This is a genomic window from Bacillus sp. UNC125MFCrub1.1, assembly GCF_000701305.1.
Taxonomy (GTDB): Bacteria; Bacillota; Bacilli; order Bacillales; family Bacillaceae; genus Bacillus; species Bacillus altitudinis.
In genome coordinates this window covers 832,105-851,232 of sequence record NZ_JNIG01000009.1, presented here as the reverse complement: position 1 = coordinate 851,232, position 19,128 = coordinate 832,105, and the positions used below count along the sequence as shown (strand labels likewise).

Below are 19,128 nucleotides of genomic sequence, written 5' to 3'. Positions count from 1 at the left end.
GAATCAGCATTACATTTTGTTGGCGAATTTCTGTCTTTTTTAAAATTTTTTTATATGAAGAAACTTTCTAAGGCTTGAGGGATTCTTATTTTTATACTCAAACCGAAAATCCCTGTCATAATAAAAGAAGAAGGAAAGGGGATGTGTTGAATGAGAACGATTGAAAATGATCTGTTATTGGTTCAAATCAATGAGAGAGGTGCCGAGGTGAGAGAGGTGCTTCATAAAGAAAGTGGACGTCAATATATGTGGTCTGGTGACCCTGCTTATTGGGGCAGGGTGTCGCCCGTCTTATTTCCGATTGTCGGACGGTTGAAGGATGATCAATACAAGATAGACGATCAAACGTATCAACTCTCGCAGCATGGATTTTTGCGTGATGTTGATTTTGAACTATTTGAAGAAGCAAAAGATCAGGTGGTTTTTCAATATCAATCAAATGGCCGTCACACGTCACAATATCCGTATGAATTTACAGCGCGCATCAGTTATGCACTGTCGGAAAATGGACTAACGATTTCCTGGGAAATTGTTCATGAAGGAGATGGCACGATGTATTTCTCGATTGGCGGGCATCCGGCATTTCATGTCCCGCTTGTTGAAGGCGAGCAGACAGCTGATTATTCACTCACATTGGCACCTTCCACCGAACATGATCCAGTCCAATATGAACTTCATGATTCACTTGTGAGAGAGAAGGAGAAAGGTGTTGAGTTTGAGCCGATTCAACTTCGCCCAGAACTTTTTCAGAACGATGCAATGATCTTTAGTCATATTGATCAAGTATCATTGACTTCTCAAGCAGGTCACGGCGTTGAGATCGATCTCAGTGGTTTTCCGTTCGTTGGTATTTGGTCTCCATATGATCAAGAAAAGGGAACAATGGCTCCTTTTGTTTGTATTGAGCCTTGGTATGGGATTGCTGATATGGAAGGGACAAATGGGCAGTATAAGGAGAAATTCGGCATTCAAACCTTAGAGAAGCAAGAGACCTTTCACGCAACCTACACCATTTTCTTTAAATGAACATTTGTGCATGGTGAATTGAACAATTTGTTATGATAGAGGAAAAAAGGAGGCGTACGAATGGATCGGGAGAAACAGCAATTAAGTATTGAAGCAGCAAGGCTCTATTACTTATCTGATTACAGTCAGCAGGAAATCGCCAAGCAGCTTGACCTGTCGAGGCCAACGGTGTCTCGTCTGCTTCAGTATGCGAAGGAAAAAGGGTACGTCCAAATTACAGTGATGGACCCATTTGAGGATTTAAATGAGCTGTCCTCCTTGCTGAAAGAAAAATATGATCTGCTCGAGGCTCATGTGGTATTTTCACCAAAGGATGATTATCCAACGATTACGGATTACTTGAGCCGGTTTGGTGCAGATTATCTTCAGAATACGGTGAAAGACGGCGATATCGTTGGAGTGAGCTGGGGCACCACGATGTATCAAATTGCTCAAAAGATGCAACCTAAACAGGTAAAAGGGGTAGAAGTTGTTCAGCTGAAAGGTGGAATCAGCCATTCACATGTGAATACATATTCTGCGGAAACGATTCAGCTGTTTGCATCAGCTTTTCAAACGGCACCACGCTATTTGCCACTGCCTGTTGTGTTCGATAGTGCCGCCGTTAAAGAGATGGTCGAACAGGACAGACATATTCAGCGCATTATTGAAATGGGCAAACAGGCAAATATCGCTGTGTTTACTGTTGGGACGGTAAGAGATGAGGCGCTTTTGTTTAGACTCGGTTATTTCCGTGAAGAAGAAAAGGCGCTACTCAAGACATCCAGTGTTGGAGATATCTGTTCGCGTTTTTATGATCAAGAAGGACGCATTTGCAGTCAAGCGATTAACAATCGCACAATCGGGGTGGAGCTTGATGATTTGAGAACAAAAGAGCGCTCCATTCTTGTTGCTGGTGGACATCGAAAGGTTGCTTCTATCCACGGGGCGCTGAGAGGAAAATATGCGAACGTATTGATGATCGATCAGCACACAGCAAGAGCTCTTTTAAATGTCACAAAATAGATGAACAAAATTTCATAACTATGTTTACAATTGTTCAACAGTCATTTATGATGAAAGTATCATAATTAAAAGGAAGTGTGAACCATGACAATAGCAAAGCTCATTGATCATACAGCACTAAAACCAGATACATCTAAAGCTGCGATCATGCAGTTACTAGAAGAAGCAAAGACATATCAATTTGCTTCCGTTTGTGTGAACCCAACTTGGGTATCTCTTGCGGCGAAAGAACTAGAAGGAACAGGCGTTGATGTATGTACAGTTATCGGTTTCCCGTTGGGTGCAAACACCACAGCAGTGAAAGCATTTGAAACAAAGGATGCCATTGAAAACGGTGCAACTGAAGTGGACATGGTCATCAATATTGCGGCATTGAAAGATGGCGAATATGATGCAGTTGAACAAGATATTCGTGCCGTTGTAGATGCAGCAAAAGGTAAAGCCTTAGTGAAAGTCATCATTGAAACTTGTTTACTCACAGATGAAGAGAAAGTACGAGCTTGTGAACTTTCTGTAAAAGCTGGCGCTGATTTCGTCAAAACATCGACTGGATTTAGTACAGGCGGTGCAACAGCTGAGGACATCGCATTAATGCGTAAAACAGTTGGACCTGACATCGGTGTCAAAGCATCAGGCGGCGTGAGAACAAAAGAAGACGTAGAAGCGATGACAGCTGCAGGCGCAACCCGTATTGGTGCCAGTGCAGGCGTTTCCATTATTAAAGGGGATCAATCAGCTCCTTCTAAAGACTATTAATTCATACGATCCTATGGTAGGATAACAATCATGACTCATTAGATGATGAAAAAGTCATATGCGGAAGGATCTCATTTCTGGGATTTTCTTCCGCAATTTGTTTGCGAAATAGGGTTTGTTCCATACAAGCACATTAATGTAAACGAATTCATTCAAGGAGGAAAAACATGAAATACGTCATTGGTATTATCGGTTTGCTGGTGATTCTCGCCATTGCATGGCTGGCAAGTAACGGGAAAAAGCGAGTGAAATTCCGTCCAGTCATTGTCATGATTGTACTGCAATTTATTTTAGGTTATATTCTGCTCAATACAGGTGTTGGGAACTTCCTAGTCGGGGGCTTTGCAAAAGGATTCCAAATGCTTCTAGGCTATGCTGGTGAAGGGATCAACTTCGTATTTGGTGGTTTAATGAATGATAATGCGTCAACTTTCTTTATCAATGTCTTGCTCCCGATCGTCTTCATTTCTGCCTTGATTGGTATCCTGCAGCATTGGCGTATCCTTCCGCTGATCGTACGCGGAATTGGGTATTTGCTTAGTAAAGTCAATGGAATGGGGAAACTAGAATCTTACAACGCCGTAGCGTCAGCGATTTTAGGTCAATCCGAAGTGTTCATTTCCATTAAGAAGCAGCTTGGATTATTACCTCAACAGCGTCTTTATACATTGTGTGCATCTGCGATGTCGACTGTATCAATGTCCATTGTCGGTGCGTATATGCAAATGATTAAACCGGAGTACGTTGTTACAGCACTTGTGCTGAACCTATTTGGTGGATTTATTATTGCGTCTATCATCAATCCTTATGAAGTGTCTAAAGACGAAGACATGCTTGAAGTCGTAGAAGAAGAAAGACAATCTTTCTTCGAAATGCTCGGCGAATACATTATGGATGGTTTCAAAGTAGCCATTGTTGTGGCTGCGATGTTGATTGGATTTGTTGCATTAATTGCGATGATTAATGGTATTTTCACAGCTGCCATCGGTGTTTCTTTCCAAGATGTACTTGGATATGTGTTTGCACCATTTGCTTTCCTTGTTGGTGTACCTTGGAGTGAAGCGGTACAAGCAGGAAGTATTATGGCGACTAAAATGGTATCTAACGAATTTGTAGCGATGCTTGCTCTATCTGGCGACGGTCTTCATTTCACTGCTCGTACAGAAGCGATCATTTCTGTATTCCTTGTGTCATTTGCGAACTTCTCGTCTATCGGTATCATTGCTGGAGCAGTGAAAGGCTTAAATGAAAAACAAGGAAACGTTGTCGCACGCTTTGGATTAAAGCTGTTATTCGGTGCAACACTCGTCAGCTTCTTAACAGCAGGCGTTGTCGGTTTGATTTACTAAACTAAAAAAGGAATGGTGAAAACAATGAGAATGGTAGATATCATTGCGAAAAAACGTGACGGAAAAGAATTATCTTCAGAGGAAATTTCTTTCTTTGTCAAAGGTTATACGGACGGAACAATTCCTGACTACCAAGCAAGCGCCTTGGCGATGGCGATTTTCTTCCAAGATATGACGGACCAAGAACGTGCAGATTTAACACTCGCTATGGCAAACTCAGGGGACACAATTGACCTGTCTGCTATCGACGGCATTAAAGTAGACAAGCATTCAACAGGCGGTGTAGGCGATACAACAACGCTTGTACTCGCTCCTCTTGTTGCAGCACTTGATGTACCTGTTGCAAAAATGTCTGGGCGTGGTCTTGGACATACGGGTGGAACAGTCGACAAGCTAGAGGCAGTCAAAGGCTTCCACGTTGAAATTACAAAAGACGAGTTCATCGAGCTGGTGAACCGTCATAAAGTAGCGGTCATTGGACAATCAGGCAACCTGACACCTGCTGATAAAAAACTGTATGCCCTTCGTGATGTAACAGGGACTGTTAACTCCATCCCGCTCATTGCAAGCTCGATTATGAGTAAGAAAATCGCTGCTGGCGCAGATGCAATCGTATTAGATGTGAAAACAGGTGCAGGTGCTTTCATGAAAACACCTGAAGACTCTGAGAAGCTTGCAAAAGCAATGGTTCGTATCGGAAATAATGTTGGCAGACAAACGATGGCTGTCATCTCAGACATGTCTCAGCCGCTAGGATTAGCGATTGGAAATTCCCTTGAAGTGAAAGAGGCGATTGACACGCTTAAAGGCGAAGGCCCTGAAGACTTAAACGAGCTTGTGCTCACATTAGGAAGTCAAATGGTCGTTCTTGCGAAAAAAGCAGAGACACTTGATGAAGCAAGAGAAAAGCTAATTGAAGTCATGAAAAACGGCAAAGCACTTGAGAAATTCAAGGAATTTTTAGAAAACCAAGGTGGAGACGGCTCGATTGTAGATCAACCGGAAAAACTGCCACAAGCACCTTATCAAATCGAAGTGCCGGCAAAAGAATCAGGTGTGATCGCTGAAATCGTCGCAGACGAAATTGGTGTTGCAGCGATGATTCTTGGAGCAGGACGCGCAACAAAAGAAGACGATATCGACCTATCTGTTGGCATCATGCTTAACAAAAAAGTAGGCGATCGTGTAGAAAAAGGCGAATCTCTCGTGACGCTGCATGCAAATCGTGAGGATGTTGAGAATGTCATGGAGAAAATTTATGACAACATCCGCATTGATGACCATGCCGATGCTCCGACTTTGATTCATACAGTGATTACAGAATAAAGTGAAAAAGACAAAAGTGAAGAATCGCTTTTGTCTTTTTTTATGTAAATTTTAGGTAGTGCTTCTTCTAGATATGATAAGTTAGATGAGTGGGAGGGGATAAACCATGAGAATGCTCAAACTCATTCTCTTTATTTTTGTTGTCTTGATGATCATTGGATTTATCAGCTACTATGTGGGACCAACAACAACACCAAGTTCTTAAGGCTAGCAAAAGCTCGTCCCAGCGTGAAGACAAACCCTCGCATTCGGTGTCAGTCCTGCGCGCTGGTGCTCACGAATGTCAAATTCGTTCCGCTCCATTGCTCGTCCTTCCTAGACTGCAAAGGTTTTCTTTCACGCTGAAAAGAAGACAAAGGGCTAAAATAAACTACATTTTAGCCCTTTGTCTACTGTCTGAGACGAGCAAAAGCTCGTCTTTTTTAATTGAAATAAAAAATTTCACTTTATGAAACAAACCTCTTGCAATCATGAAACAATGGGTGTATATTAGTTGACGAGTCAATGATTGATATATCAACTAATTGATCTGAATAGAAAAGAGGGGATGGCATTGACTGCATTTTGCTCTGAAGAAGCAGAGGTATTATATCGTTTGCAGTGCGTGAACCGTATGATGGGTGTGAAGTTCGAAGCATGCACGGGCATCAGCCAATCAAGACTGGAGTTACTATCACTGTTATTCCAAGCCGACGAAATCAGCCAATCCGATTTGCAGAAAAAAGTAAATATTGATAGTGCGGCTGTGACGCGTCACTTAAAACAGTTAGAAACAAAAGGAATGGTCACGCGCAGAAGAAAGCCGGAAGATAATCGAGTCACGCTTGTTCGTCTGACAGATGAAGGCAGAACAAGAATCGAAGCTTCTAAAAAAGAAAAAGAACGATTTATCTCAGAAATGCTTGAAAACGTAAGTGATGAAGAACGAAAGCTTCTCACTGATGTGCTCATCCGTATACAACAAAACATCGAAAAGATTCAAACAACCTAAAGGAGTGTTACACATGGCTACAACATTAAAAACAAACGATTTTATGGATATTATGAAAGGGCGCCGCTCAATTCGTAACTATGATCCAGCAGTGAAAATTAGCAGAGAAGAAATGACAGAGATTTTAGAAGAGGCAACCACAGCACCATCATCAGTGAATGCACAGCCTTGGCGCTTCATGGTCATTGACAGCCCAGAAGGAAAAGAAAAGCTTGCACCACTCGCAAAATTCAACCAAACACAAGTAGCTACATCATCAGCTGTCATCGCTGTGTTTGCAGATATGAAAAACAATGAATACTTAGAAGAAATTTATTCAAAAGCAGTAGAAAATGGCTACATGCCGCAGGAAGTAAAAGAAAGACAAATTGCTGCATTAACTGCACATTTTGAAGCTCTTCCAGAGCAAGTGAATCGTGAAACGATCTTAATTGACGGTGGACTTGTGTCAATGCAGCTGATGCTTGCTGCTCGTGCGCATGGCTATGATACAAACCCAATTGGCGGATATGACAAAGAAGTCATCGCTGAAACATTCGGCTGGGATAAAGAGCGCTATGTACCAGTTATGCTTCTATCCATTGGGAAAGCGGCTGACGAAGGGTATGCTTCTTACCGTTTACCGATCGATCGCATCACAGAGTGGAAATAATTTTTAAAAAAAGGGAGACGATCATATGATTATTATTCATGCAGGGATGACCATTCATCCAGAGAAAGAAAACGTATTTCTAGAAGAAATCAACGGTTTAATGAAAGCTTCACAGGAAGAAGAAGGCAATGTGTCCTACAAGCTTTTCAAGGATACAGAGAAAGAAAACACCTTTTTAATGGTAGAAGTGTGGAAAGATGAAGCAGCGGTTCAAAGCCATAATGCAAGTGCACATTTCCAAGCTTTCGTCGCAAAGGCAAAAGAATTTTTAGCCGCTCCACTTGATGTTGTTGCATATCAAGGAGAGCAGCTATCATAGAAAAACAACAAACACCCTAGGCATTTATAGCCTAGGGTTCTTTTATTTTCGACGATTCGTTTCACCTATTTCAATCTCGTATTGTGCATTTTCCACAAAATTTCTGAAAATAAAATGTTTTTCGACTTAAGTATATTGGAATATGCTAGAATTAGATATTATTTATTACCAAATTAGGGAGGAACCAATATGAAAAAAGGGAAATGGACGAGCATCGCACTAACAGCTGTCCTCAGTTTAGGCACATTGACAGCTTTCAGCACCCCTCTATCTGCCCACACCTCAGAAAAGTCAACATCCTCAGATGGTGGTCATTATTCAGGTATTCCATTCGACGCAAGTGTTGTCAATGAAGACCGTCTCATCAAAGCCTTGAAAAAACAAGGAAAGATCAAAAAGAATGCCAATGAGGCAGAAACCCAAAAAGCATTAAAGAACTACCTAAAGAAAAAAGAAGAAGCAGCGATGAAACAAAGCGCAAGTACCTTAACAGAAGAACCTGAATTCCTAAAAGAATACAAACAAAATGTACATAATAAACTAGCCAAAAAGAAAAAGTTAAAGAAGCATAAAGGAAAAGAAGGCAATCAAGTAAAGCCGGTGAAAAAGGAAAAATATAAAGGCGACGTCCGTAATGATAAAGTTTTGGTCTTATTAGTAGATTTTAAAGATTATAAGCATAATAGTATTAAAAAAGAAGAGACTGATATGTACTATGACAAGTACGATCAGCAGCACTACCAAGATATGCTTTTCGGAAAAAATGGCTACATTGGTCCAGATGGTAAAAGAAAAGTATCTATGAAGCAGTATTATGAAAAGCAGTCCGGTGGAAGCTACACGATTAGTGGAACAGTAGCTGGATGGTATACAGCCAAGCATGAAGCAGCATATTATGGCGGGAACGTACCAGACGAATCAGGCAGTGACGGCAGACCGCGCGAATTGGTGAAAGAAGCCCTCGAAGCAGCGGCAAAGGATCCAAACATTGACCTTGGTGAATATGATCAATGGGACCGCTATGATATGGATGGGGACGGTGTTTATAATGAGCCGGACGGTATCATTGACCACCTCATGGTTGTACACGCTGGCGTAGGTGAAGAAGCTGGCGGCGGACAGCTTGGCTCTGACGCGATTTGGTCGCATCGCTGGTCACTTGGTGATGTATTTGAGATTCCAAACACTGAATCAGAAGTGGGTCAAGGCGGAAAGTTAGGCGCTCTAGATTATACGATTGAGCCTGAAGATGGCGCAGCAGGTGTGTTCACACATGAATTTGGACATGATCTTGGTCTGCCTGATGAATACGATACACAATACACAGGCAGAGGAGAGCCCGTTTCTTATTGGTCTATCATGTCAAGCGGAAGCTGGGCAGGTAAAGTACCTGGTACGGAACCAACAGGTTTTAGTCCATATGCAAAAGAAATGCTTCAAAACTTGCATGGCGGCAACTGGCTTTCTGGAAAAACCATTGATGGTAAGACATTAACAAAAAGCAAAACAGTTTTAATCGATGAAGCAGCAACAAAAGGAACCAACCATGATGCGGTTCGAGTCGATTTGCCAAATAAAGAGATTGTGGTCACTCAGCCTGCACAAGGGCAATATTCATACTTCAGCGGAACAGGTGACAATTTGAATGCTACCATGACGACATCTGGGATTGATTTGTCGAAGGGAAGCAAAGCCGAGCTTACGTTTAAAGCATGGTACGATATCGAAGAAGATTATGACTATGCGTATGTAGAAGTTCGTGAAACTGGGACAGACAAATGGACAACCATTGCTGGTAATATTACGAATGATCGAAATGAGGCAGGAGCGAATGAAGGCAATGGCATCGATGGAAAATCAGATGGATGGGTAGATGCATCCTTTGATCTTTCTGCTTATGCAGGGAAGAAGATCGATCTGCAATTCCGCTATACAACCGATGCAGGATATTCACTGCCAGGTTTATTTGTAGATGATCTAAAGATTACAGCAGATGGATCAAAAGTGTGGTCAGATGATGCCGAGGGAACGTCCACGTTCACTTTTAATGGATTCTCTCAATCTAATGGAAAACAATATGCCGCTCAGTATTATTTACTAGAATGGCGCTCTTATGCTGATGTCGATAAAGGCTTAAAGCATATCAAACGAGGAGCAAGTCTGATGAGCTATAATAACGGTTTGGTCGTGTGGTACGTCGATCAATCGTACAGTGATAACTGGGTTGGAAAACATCCAGGGAACGGCTTCCTTGGAGTCGTAGATGCAGATCAACAAGTGTTGAAATGGAGTGACGGCTCTATTGCAGCGACAGGTTTCCAAGTACATGATGCAGCATTCTCTTTGAATCCAAGCACGAAGCTGAATATTGATTATACAGCGACAACAGGCTTAACCTTAGAGGATCGCTATATCCGCCCAACGCGTACATTTAGTGATAAAAAGAACTATGTGAATCCAAATAACCCGGATGCAGGACGTGATGTGCCAACATACGGCCTATCCTTTAAAGTCGTCGGACAAAGTAAGGACCGTTCTGTTGGAAAGGTATTAATTTCTAAAAGCAACTAAACAAAAAGCCGGATTCTATCCATGAATCCGGCTTTTTGATACGTTAAGACATGGATTTTTAGCGTATGACGCGTCTTTGATCGAATGTTTGTTCTTTTTTATTTTGATATCCGAATGAAACCATTATATAATAGAGGTTGGAAGGTTTTTCTTTCATTCAATGTTCTTTTTAGTTGTTAAAAAACCAAGAAAGGATGAGCGTTACCAATGAGTTGTGTCACTGCCAAGCAATTAAAGGTGATTCGAGGGACGATGCAGACTTTTTGCAGCCATTTAGAGTATGATGGCCACGGTAAGCTTCATATTAATACCATCATGGCTTTTATTAAAAAGGAATTTGGTGTAAGAAAAATGAAAGACATTCCACAAAGTCGTTTTCATGAGGCGTTAGAGCTAATCCAAGACTTTGATTTATACACGGACAAAATACAAATACGAGACCGTCTATCAGAAAGGAATTCACTAAATTGAATATTTTAGCAATGATTTTAGTAGGAATTGTCGCTTTAGAGCACATTGTCATCATGTTACTAGAAATGTTTTTTATGGAATCAAAAATGGCGAAAAGATCTTTCAATCTGCCTGAACACTTACAAAAGGATCCAAATGTGAAAGTGATGTTTGCTAATCAAGGGCTATACAATGGCTTTCTAGCTGCTGGACTCATTTGGGGGCTCATTCTTGGTTCGAATACCGTAGGATATATGATTCAGCTATTTTTCGTTCTTTGTGTGTTCATCGCAGCAGTATTTGGCGGGGTGACGTCTAATAAATCGATTATCATCAAACAAGGGTTACCAGCTTTTCTTGCATTAATTGCACTTATCCTGGCTATATAATCCTATCAGCGTGATAGAAAACCTTTGCAGTTTAGGAAGGACGAGCATCGGAGCGAATTTGACATTGGTGAGCACCGAAGCGCAGGACTGACACCGAATGCGAGGGTTTGTCTACACAGTAAAGCCGCCCCAGAGGGCGGCTTTTATCTTTTACGCATTCCCATCAAACGAATAATGGACGTAAGACAAAGGGCAACAGCGACAGCCAATATGATTTTTCCATACATGACGCCCGTAAGATTCATTAAAAAGACAGCCAATATGATACAGAGCGTGATGATAATCATCACAATCGAATAGGTTTTCATCTCTTTTTCCACTCCTTTTAAATTCCCTCTAGCGCAAGAGGTCTGTCAATTGTTTCTCATATTATATCATTTCATCACAATTTTACATGAAATTCCCTGTCAATAGAATGTGACAGAATGATTAGATTTGAAGTGAGGCTATATTTTTTAAAAAATCGGGTATAACATAAAGAGTTGTATCCAAGTCTGATTGCTTGATATTTAATTGTGCAAAATATAAAATAGCCACATGATAAATAGAAAGGATGATAAAGTTGAGCAAGAACGTTTTATTAGTATCAACAAGCAGCTCAGAAATGAACGGACACCCAACAGGCTTATGGCTAGAAGAATTGGCCGAGCCATTTCATATTTTTAAAGAAAATGGACTCAACGTGCAAATCGTTTCAATAAAAGGTGGAACAGTACCGATCGATAAAAATTCAATTCCTGAAGGAGTTCCAGCACAATATCAAGATGTGTATGAATTACTTCAAGACACAAAGGCACTGACAGATGTAAACCCAGCTGAGTATGATGGCATTTTCTTTGCTGGAGGACATGGCCCAATGATCGACTTTGCATCCAATCAATTGGTTGCCGATGCGATCTTAGCGATTTCAGACAAAAATGGAGCCGTTGGGGCAGTTTGCCATGGCGTTTCTGCCTTTGTTGATGTGAAGGATCGTGATGGAAAATCATTTATCGACGGCAAGAAAATAACAGGATTCACAAATGAGGAAGAGGATGCTGTTCAGCTGACATCTAAAGTTCCATTTTTATTGGAAACAAAACTTCGCGAGCAAGGGGCAGCATTTGAAAAAGGCGATGCATTTGCGCCATTCGCTGTTGTAGATGGACAAATCATTACTGGACAAAATCCAGGATCAAGTGCAGAAACAGCACGCTTATTTGTCAAAACCATTGCATAAATCATCAAAAAAACCAGTCGTGACTCATACGGCTGGTTTTTTGTTATAAAAATTTCCTAAAAAAGTCCAAAACAAGTATTAGAAAAATGGTAAAATAATCACAGGGTAAAAAACCCAAATTAGGGAAAAGGGGATGTTCCTGTGAGAGCATTTTATGTCAAAATCACCGCCGCCTTACTGTCTATTTTATTGGTCACAACAGGTTTATTTTCACCAGCAATCAAAGCAGAAGATGCACCAAAATCAAGTGAAAAAGTATCGTCACTGACTGAAAAAGCCATTCAGCAAGTGCAAGAGTCGTTTGAAAAGCAGGATAAAGGGACTGCGGTTCAACAGAAGGAAGTAAAAAAATCATTTAAAGTAGATAAGAAAAAGGGAATAAGTATTAAACGAAAAGCGGCTGCAGATGGAAAGATGCGCACGTCTGCCGTTCGCTCTATTGATGGACTAGCCATTAATCAATCGGCAGTTTTAAACGAGGAAGATCCAGTTGATTTATGGTTCTTAAGTACATCGTCCCCTCAGGCGCTCATCAGCAGGATTACCTCTCCAAATGCTGATTATTTCGTTCAGTTATTTGTTATTGATTATGAAGAAGGACAAGCTTATCCAACGGATCTGATTCAACCGGCAGGCAGTCTGCTTGCGTTAAGCAATTTACCAGCGGGTGATTATGCGTTTGGTATTACTAGCGGTGGAGACTTTGGAGACTCATATACATTACAGGTGAATGCAAAAAACCCACCAAATTTCACAGGTGCTGAATCCCTGTCATCAACATTGCAATACTTTGTTGCTTCGTATGCCAATGGGGATGTTTTCGCAAATGGTACAAAAGTGTATAACAAACAATCTAAGACCGCCGATTATAAATGGGAGCGTGTATTTTATTTCTCATATGATGGAAAATATCAACAGAGAACGCATTCTGTTGACAGTGTAAAAGTGAAAAGTATTTCGGCACCAGTATCGTACTCTGCTCCATACGCGAGTTCCTCTGAGGCCATTCTTGTCTACTTAGATGTGGAGACATTATTTATGTATCATGAATCATCGTTTGCTAGTGGGCAGTACTACCATAGCAGCTTTGTTGATACTCTCGGAAAGACAACGCCAAGGCGTTTAGACATTGATGACCTGACAAATTACGGCGATCATATTTTGGCTGTTAATTTAAAGACAGGAAAGCCAATTGATTTCTTCAGTGTCCTTAATTTCTACTATGCAGCAGGGATTGAGAAGCTGCCAACGATCAATACATTGAATTAAGATCGGCGGTTGACATCAAATCGCCACATGTGTAGAGTAAAGATAATTAAATGACAAAAGTCCACTAGGGGAGTCATGTATGACTGAGACAAGAGAAAATCTTGGACCCTTTGAACCTGATCTAGTTTGTACTAGCGGAGGGAAGTGGAGCAGGACCTTGTCTTATTCATGATTGAATCGATAAGAAGGCCGCTCCATTTGGGGTGGCTTTTTCATTTATTCAACTGAAAAAGAGGAGGCTTTTTTTATGACATTTTCAACGCAATTAAGGCAAGAAGCAGAACCATTATTTGAAGCGATTTATCAGCATCCGTTTGTGAGAGGACTTGCAGCAGGAGAACTCGAAAAGGAACAGATCATTCATTATGTCAAACAGGATGCAGAATATTTAAATGCCTTTATTAAAATTTATGCGGCAGCCATCAGCAGATGTACAGACAGAGAGGACATTACCTTTTTCCATCAACAAATGGCTTTTGTCCTTGATAGTGAGACACATCCTCATCAAAACCTTTGCCGGGTGGCAGGTGTCGCTTATGATGAACTGCAAGGTGCATCTTTGGCGCCAAGTGCTCATCACTATATTCATCACATGCTGCAAGTCGCCGAGGAAGGGACGCTAGGAGAAATCATTGCGGTTTTGCTCCCTTGCCCTTGGACCTATTGGGAAATAGGCAAACGAATGCTTAAAGATGTTGAGCCCGACCCTGCCCATCCATTCTATGAGTGGATCACGTTTTATGGCGGGTTAACGGACTCTGTTACAGTGGAGCTTTGCAAACGGCTTGATCAGTGGGCGGAAGGAGCAAGTGAGAAGGAAAAGAAGAAAATGAAACAGCACTTCATCTTAAGCTGTCAGCTTGAGTATAAATTCTGGGACATGGCCTTTACTGTCGAAGAGTGGCCTGTCCAAATGGAGGTGCATTCTTCATGACATGGAAGATGAAAGAAGTCGTTCTCGCTGTCATTTTATCAGTGGCATGCGGAGTTATCTATTTAGGGTGGTCGACGCTTTATTTACCGATTACAGCCCTTGTCGGTCCAGCAGGAGGCAACATCATGTTCGGAATTTGGGTCATTGCCAGTCCAATCGTTGCTTACATTATCCAAAAGCCAGGAGCTGCCCTCATCGCAGAAACAGCTGCCGCTGCCGTGGAATTACTGACAGGTAGCCACTTCGGTCTTTCTGCGCTTTTGATTGGTGTATGCCAAGGACTTGGAGCAGAAATCGCCTTCGCTCTATTTGGCTATAAGCGATATCGCATGTGGACACTCATGTTGTCTGGTGCCTTTGCAGCAGTAGGGGCAATGGCATATAGCCTCATTGCCAATGGATTCGGCTATTACACGCCTCAAGTGTTACTCATGACTCTTGTCACTCAAGTCATCAGCGGTATGTTACTCGGCGGTTGCTTGGCAAAGGTTGTGGTGGATGCTTTATCTAAAACGGGTGTGCTGAATCAATATGCCATCATGAAAGAAAAACGAAGTAAGGGTGACCAGCATGGATTCATTTCTCGCGTGCAGTAATCTCACTGTCCGTTTTTATGAACAGGCGAATCCCGTTCTTCATCAAGTATCTCTTTCTATTCAAAAGGGGGAAAAGGTGCTGATATTAGGACCAAGTGGAAGCGGGAAATCTACGCTGATTTCTGTGCTTGCTGGTATTATTCCAGAGCATATGGAAGCTGAAGTACAGGGAGAAGTGATGCGGCAAAGGCATACTGGTGTCATGTTTCAAGACCCAGATTCGCAGTTTTGTATGCACCGAGTCAATGAAGAAATTGCGTTTAGCTTAGAGAATCGATCTGTCCCTCGAGAACAAATGGATGACATGATTCAACATCTCATGAAAAAGGTACAGCTGGATGTTGACCCAAATACAGATATTCATACCTTATCTGGCGGAATGAAGCAGCGGTTGGCGCTTGCTTGTTTACTAGCATTAGAGCCAGATGTCCTGTTCTTTGATGAACCGACTGCACAGCTTGATCCAGCAGGAAGAATGGAGATATTTCAATTGCTTCAGCAGCTTTCGGCTGAACAGAATCAGACGATGATTTTTGTGGAGCATGTGTTAGACGGTGTCATCGAGTGGATGGATCGGGTGATCTTGTTAGATCTTCAAGGCTGTATTATAGCAGATGGAACGCCAAAAGACGTGATGAACACATTTGAGGGAGAAATGAAAGAAGCCGGCATTTGGCGTCCGAAAATATTTCCCGAGAAATGGTCCACTATCGTACAAGATCCGTTTCATCCACTGAGTCAAACACTCTTGCAAACCTTTGAGGCGAGAAAAGAACGTCATGAGACATCAACAAATCGAGAGACAATCATTCGCACAGATCATCTACAATTAAGCTACGGGAAAAAAAGCATTATAGATGACCTGCACCTTGATATAAAAGCAGGAGATTGGGTTGCGATCATCGGTGAAAATGGAAGCGGAAAAAGTACGTTTCTTAAACATGTCATCCGTTTAGAACCAATAAAGAAAGGTCACATTTTTTTAAAAGGAAAACACCTGAAAAAGTGGTCTGACCGAACATTATATGAAAAAGCAGGCTTTGTATTTCAAAATCCAGAACTTCAATTTATACAGGACACAGTGTTTGATGAAATCGCATTTGGTGGGAGACAGCGAAATTGGCCAGAGTCTGTGGTGCAAGAAAAAACGAATCAGCTATTGGCAGAGTTCGGTCTAGAGAAGCATAGAGACGCGCATCCTTTCACCTTAAGCTTAGGACAAAAAAGAAGATTAAGTGTTGCCACGATGCTTCTTTTTGATCAGGATGTACTCATTTTAGATGAGCCGACCTTCGGGCAGGATGAGAAAACGGCGAGGGAGTTAATCCGGCGTTTAAAAGAACGTCAACGACAAGGCACCACTATTATCATGGTCACACATGATATGGAACTCGTTGATGAGTGCGCTGATCAAGTGCTTGTTTTTCATCAAGGGGAGCATGTTTATGATGGTACGCCTTTTGATTTATTTTCTCATCAGGAACTTTTCACTTCCTGTGAGCTGAGAGTGCCGTTACATTATCGCTATATGGCTGAAAGAAAGGAAGTGATGACGATTGCAAAGTAATCACTCCTTTCTATCCACTGTAAATCCAGTCATGAAATTACTCGCCCATCTCCTTGCGATGTGCTGTCTGATGGCGATTTCTGATCCTAAAACGACGTTCATCATCTGGCTGTTTGCACTTGGAATTGGACTTGTCCTAGGCGGCTGGAATTTGAAATACCTCATCACCAGACTTGTACCTTATCTGCTCTTTTTCATTCTCGTGTTTTGGATGATAGCGGCCTTTGGCAAGGGAGATCATACAGTTTGGAAATGGGCATGGTTTCATATCACAGAGGAGAGTTTAAGAAATGGGCTGACCATTTCTTTTAGAATGCTTGGGTTTGTGACATTTGGTCTCCTTTTTACATCAACAACTGATTTGACGGCCTTTATGATGAGCTTAATCCATCAATGCCGAATGTCACCCAAATGGGCATATGGGATGCTGGCAGGCTTCCGGTTTATCCCGTTGTTTCAAAGTGAATTGAAGCAAATGAAGGCTGCACATAAAATTAGAGGTTACAAGCAAAAAAACAGTTGGAAAGCGTTTATACGTTATGCACTCCCTCTTTTCACGCAAGGCGTACGGAAATCTGAACGACTAGCCATTGCGATGGAAGCAAGAGGCTTCACAGGGACGAGGGAGAGAACGTATTATCATGTCATCAGCACTTCATGGATCGACTGCATGTATCTTTTTTTCATCGTCATTAGTGTGTTGATATGCATCTTCTTCTTTTAAAAACAGCCACATTCTCTTGATGGAATGTGGCTGTTTTATATGTCTTAGGTCATTTGGTTGATATTAGTACACATTGCAGGCTGTAATAGATCATATAAAGAACCGATAAAGAGAGTGTACTGAGAAAAAGAGAGGATGAACGTGAGCGAATGTCACAGAGAATTGATAACATAATAGGCGCTTTACCAATCGTTGGACTAGCTATGAGAGAGCAGCTAACCTTTTCTGTATTAGGGAAAGAGAAGGTTCTTTATTATCAGCAGCACGGGAACATTGACTTAGGGTTTAAAGCAGGCGACGTTGTAGCTCCCGGGTTCCAAAACTTTTCGATGTTGAAAAATGGGAGAGAGCCATCATTTATCCAGATTCCTAAAGAGGTGTACGGAATTCCTATGGACATCGTCGCCGTCCCGATTAAAGATGACAATGGTCAAGTAATCGCTGCCTTCTGTGTAGCATATGACCAAACGAATCAACAACGATTAGAACACATTATGACGGAAAGTAACGATGCTTCCGAAAAACTAGTCGCGATGGTACAGCAAGTGGCTGCACATTCAGAGGAACTACAAGCGACAAGTGAACAAATTCTACAAAATACAAAAACCACTGTCGAAAATTCCTCTAAAATCAACCAAGTGTCTAATCTCATCAAAGGTATCTCTGATCAAACGAACTTACTTGGACTCAATGCATCCATTGAGGCTGCAAGAGTCGGTGAAGCAGGAGCAGGCTTTGGGGTGGTTGCTACAGAAGTGAGAAAGCTGTCTACTCACGCGAAGCAGGCAACGACTGATATTGAAACAGCGCTAAAAGATGTGCAAGGCTCTATCAAAGGAATGGAAGAAGAAATAGCACAAATCGTGGCTTCTTCTGAACATCAAGCAGAACTCGTTGGCACTTTCACAAAAATTATTGAGGGGCTGCACGAAACGAACGAAACGATGAAATCATTGGCAACAGACTTAGTGAATTATCAAGTGAAATAAATAAACGAATCACAAAACCTCCAGCCATATCGGAGGTTTTTTAACGTGTTGAAGTGAGTTTTTTGTCATGATATTGACGGGTTTTTCACTGACAGGGAAGTTACACTTCTGTATGATAGAAAAAGAGAGACCTGTTTTGATCATTAGACCTATACATAAGGAGGAAGCCCATCTTGACACAATCAGCAAAGCTACAAGAAGTACTTGCGCCTTACCGTCCATTGTTAGATCAAACTGAAAAACCACTGATTCAATTACAGATAAAACAAGGAAAAACAGGACCATATGACAGCAAAATAGCAGGTGATCCTTATTTCCCAAAAAACGACGAATATCCCGTTGATGGAGAAGGCCATCCTATGAAGCTGCTGGCACAAATCAATTTCGGCCAGCTGCCAAAGCTGAAAGATTACCCAGAAACAGGACTTTTGCAAGTGTTTATTTCTGTACATGATGATCTTTATGGGATGAATATTGACCATAAAACAGAGCAAAAAGATTTTCGGATCAAATTTATTGAGGAACCTTTCTTAGCTGAAGAAGACTTATTGACTGATTTTTCATTCGTGAAAATTCCTGACGATTTTTATTTTCCAGTTACGAAGGAAGGCGCGATTACAGGTGAATTATCAAGCGAAACGATCAGTGTAGAAGATTTCCGCTTTGAAAAAGTCACAGGAAAGCGAAGCTGGGATCTACTCGAAGATGCTGTTGGTATTGATGGTGATGAAGCAGATACTTTACTAGATGAATTTTATGAGACAGCAAGTGGCTTTGGCCACAAAGTAGGCGGATACCCAGGTTTTACACAAGAAGACCCGCGTACCTATGTAGACCAAGAACATACTGTGCTATTATTGCAAATTGACTCAGATGATGAAGTGGACATGTTGTGGGGAGATTGCGGCATTGCTAACTTTTTTATCAAACCAGAAGACCTCAAACGAAAACATTTCGAAAATGTCGTCTATAACTGGGATTGCTCCTAATTTTGTA

19 protein-coding genes, 1 pseudogene and 1 riboswitch are annotated in these 19,128 nt (G+C 41.5%); of the genes and pseudogenes, 19 read left to right on the top strand and 1 reads right to left on the bottom strand.

Annotated features, from left to right (window positions below; all coding sequences use genetic code 11):
• Positions 1-150: 150 nt before the first annotated feature.
• The 11 genes from N521_RS04560 (at position 151) to N521_RS04510 (ending at position 10,834) form a co-directional block, all read left to right on the top strand.
• Positions 151-1,026, top strand: coding sequence for an aldose 1-epimerase family protein (locus N521_RS04560; RefSeq protein WP_035389988.1), 876 nt, complete (start codon positions 151-153; stop codon positions 1,024-1,026).
• A gap of 60 nt (positions 1,027-1,086) precedes the next feature.
• Complete coding sequence (locus tag N521_RS04555; protein ID WP_035389986.1) at positions 1,087-2,031, top strand: sugar-binding transcriptional regulator; 945 nt, start codon at positions 1,087-1,089, stop codon at positions 2,029-2,031.
• Between the two features lie 84 nt (positions 2,032-2,115).
• A complete protein-coding gene (deoC, locus tag N521_RS04550; protein WP_007498018.1) occupies positions 2,116-2,787 on the top strand; it encodes a deoxyribose-phosphate aldolase in 672 nt (223 codons plus the stop codon).
• A 167-nt stretch (positions 2,788-2,954) separates the two neighbouring features.
• Positions 2,955-4,136 carry a NupC/NupG family nucleoside CNT transporter gene (locus tag N521_RS04545; protein WP_017358632.1) on the top strand — a complete coding sequence of 394 codons (1,182 nt, stop codon included), beginning with the start codon at positions 2,955-2,957 and terminating at the stop codon, positions 4,134-4,136.
• Between the two features lie 24 nt (positions 4,137-4,160).
• The gene (locus N521_RS04540; RefSeq protein WP_035389984.1) at positions 4,161-5,462 is read left to right on the top strand and encodes a pyrimidine-nucleoside phosphorylase; all 1,302 of its coding nucleotides are present in this window, start codon (positions 4,161-4,163) and stop codon (positions 5,460-5,462) included.
• A gap of 547 nt (positions 5,463-6,009) precedes the next feature.
• On the top strand, positions 6,010-6,453 hold the full coding sequence (locus tag N521_RS04535; RefSeq protein ID WP_045033720.1) for a MarR family winged helix-turn-helix transcriptional regulator: 444 nt from the start codon (positions 6,010-6,012) through the stop codon (positions 6,451-6,453).
• A 13-nt stretch (positions 6,454-6,466) separates the two neighbouring features.
• Positions 6,467-7,105, top strand: a complete 639-nt coding sequence (locus N521_RS04530; RefSeq protein ID WP_035389982.1) for a nitroreductase family protein — start codon at positions 6,467-6,469, stop codon at positions 7,103-7,105.
• Positions 7,106-7,130: 25 nt separating this feature from the next.
• Entirely contained in the window at positions 7,131-7,424 is a 294-nt protein-coding gene (locus N521_RS04525) for a putative quinol monooxygenase (RefSeq protein WP_017368359.1), read from the top strand.
• A 189-nt stretch (positions 7,425-7,613) separates the two neighbouring features.
• Positions 7,614-9,995, top strand: coding sequence for an immune inhibitor A domain-containing protein (locus tag N521_RS04520; RefSeq protein WP_035389980.1), 2,382 nt, complete (start codon positions 7,614-7,616; stop codon positions 9,993-9,995).
• A 207-nt stretch (positions 9,996-10,202) separates the two neighbouring features.
• Positions 10,203-10,466: an ORF6C domain-containing protein gene (locus N521_RS04515; protein ID WP_008345710.1), complete on the top strand. Its 264-nt coding sequence runs from the start codon at positions 10,203-10,205 to the stop codon at positions 10,464-10,466.
• Positions 10,463-10,834: a DUF1304 domain-containing protein gene (locus N521_RS04510; protein WP_007498006.1), complete on the top strand. Its 372-nt coding sequence runs from the start codon at positions 10,463-10,465 to the stop codon at positions 10,832-10,834. The genes N521_RS04515 and N521_RS04510 overlap by 4 nt, the downstream gene beginning before the upstream one ends.
• 143 nt (positions 10,835-10,977) lie before the next feature.
• On the opposite strand, the pseudogene N521_RS19545 reads toward N521_RS04510, so the two are convergent.
• A pseudogene (locus tag N521_RS19545) lies at positions 10,978-11,169 on the bottom strand (hypothetical protein); the annotation flags it as partial.
• A 227-nt stretch (positions 11,170-11,396) separates the two neighbouring features.
• On the opposite strand from N521_RS19545, the gene N521_RS04505 reads away from it, so the two are divergent.
• From N521_RS04505 to N521_RS04470, 8 genes are all read left to right on the top strand, one after another.
• Positions 11,397-12,053 carry a type 1 glutamine amidotransferase domain-containing protein gene (locus N521_RS04505; protein ID WP_017358640.1) on the top strand — a complete coding sequence of 219 codons (657 nt, stop codon included), beginning with the start codon at positions 11,397-11,399 and terminating at the stop codon, positions 12,051-12,053.
• A gap of 141 nt (positions 12,054-12,194) precedes the next feature.
• Positions 12,195-13,322 (top strand): hypothetical protein, encoded by a 1,128-nt coding sequence (locus tag N521_RS04500; RefSeq protein ID WP_035389978.1) that lies wholly within the window; start codon positions 12,195-12,197, stop codon positions 13,320-13,322.
• A gap of 56 nt (positions 13,323-13,378) precedes the next feature.
• Positions 13,379-13,482, top strand: a riboswitch (TPP riboswitch).
• A gap of 87 nt (positions 13,483-13,569) precedes the next feature.
• Positions 13,570-14,256, top strand: a complete 687-nt coding sequence (gene tenA, locus N521_RS04495) for a thiaminase II (protein ID WP_035389976.1) — start codon at positions 13,570-13,572, stop codon at positions 14,254-14,256.
• Positions 14,253-14,852, top strand: coding sequence for an ECF transporter S component (locus N521_RS04490; protein WP_019743666.1), 600 nt, complete (start codon positions 14,253-14,255; stop codon positions 14,850-14,852). Before tenA ends, N521_RS04490 begins: the two co-directional genes overlap by 4 nt.
• Entirely contained in the window at positions 14,827-16,419 is a 1,593-nt protein-coding gene (locus N521_RS04485; RefSeq protein ID WP_035389974.1) for an ABC transporter ATP-binding protein, read from the top strand. Before N521_RS04490 ends, N521_RS04485 begins: the two co-directional genes overlap by 26 nt.
• A complete protein-coding gene (locus N521_RS04480; RefSeq protein WP_024719222.1) occupies positions 16,409-17,143 on the top strand; it encodes an energy-coupling factor transporter transmembrane component T family protein in 735 nt (244 codons plus the stop codon). Before N521_RS04485 ends, N521_RS04480 begins: the two co-directional genes overlap by 11 nt.
• 149 nt (positions 17,144-17,292) lie before the next feature.
• Positions 17,293-18,132 carry a methyl-accepting chemotaxis protein gene (locus N521_RS04475; RefSeq protein WP_035389972.1) on the top strand — a complete coding sequence of 280 codons (840 nt, stop codon included), beginning with the start codon at positions 17,293-17,295 and terminating at the stop codon, positions 18,130-18,132.
• A 173-nt stretch (positions 18,133-18,305) separates the two neighbouring features.
• Positions 18,306-19,121 carry a YwqG family protein gene (locus N521_RS04470; protein ID WP_035389971.1) on the top strand — a complete coding sequence of 272 codons (816 nt, stop codon included), beginning with the start codon at positions 18,306-18,308 and terminating at the stop codon, positions 19,119-19,121.
• Positions 19,122-19,128 lie beyond the last annotated feature (7 nt).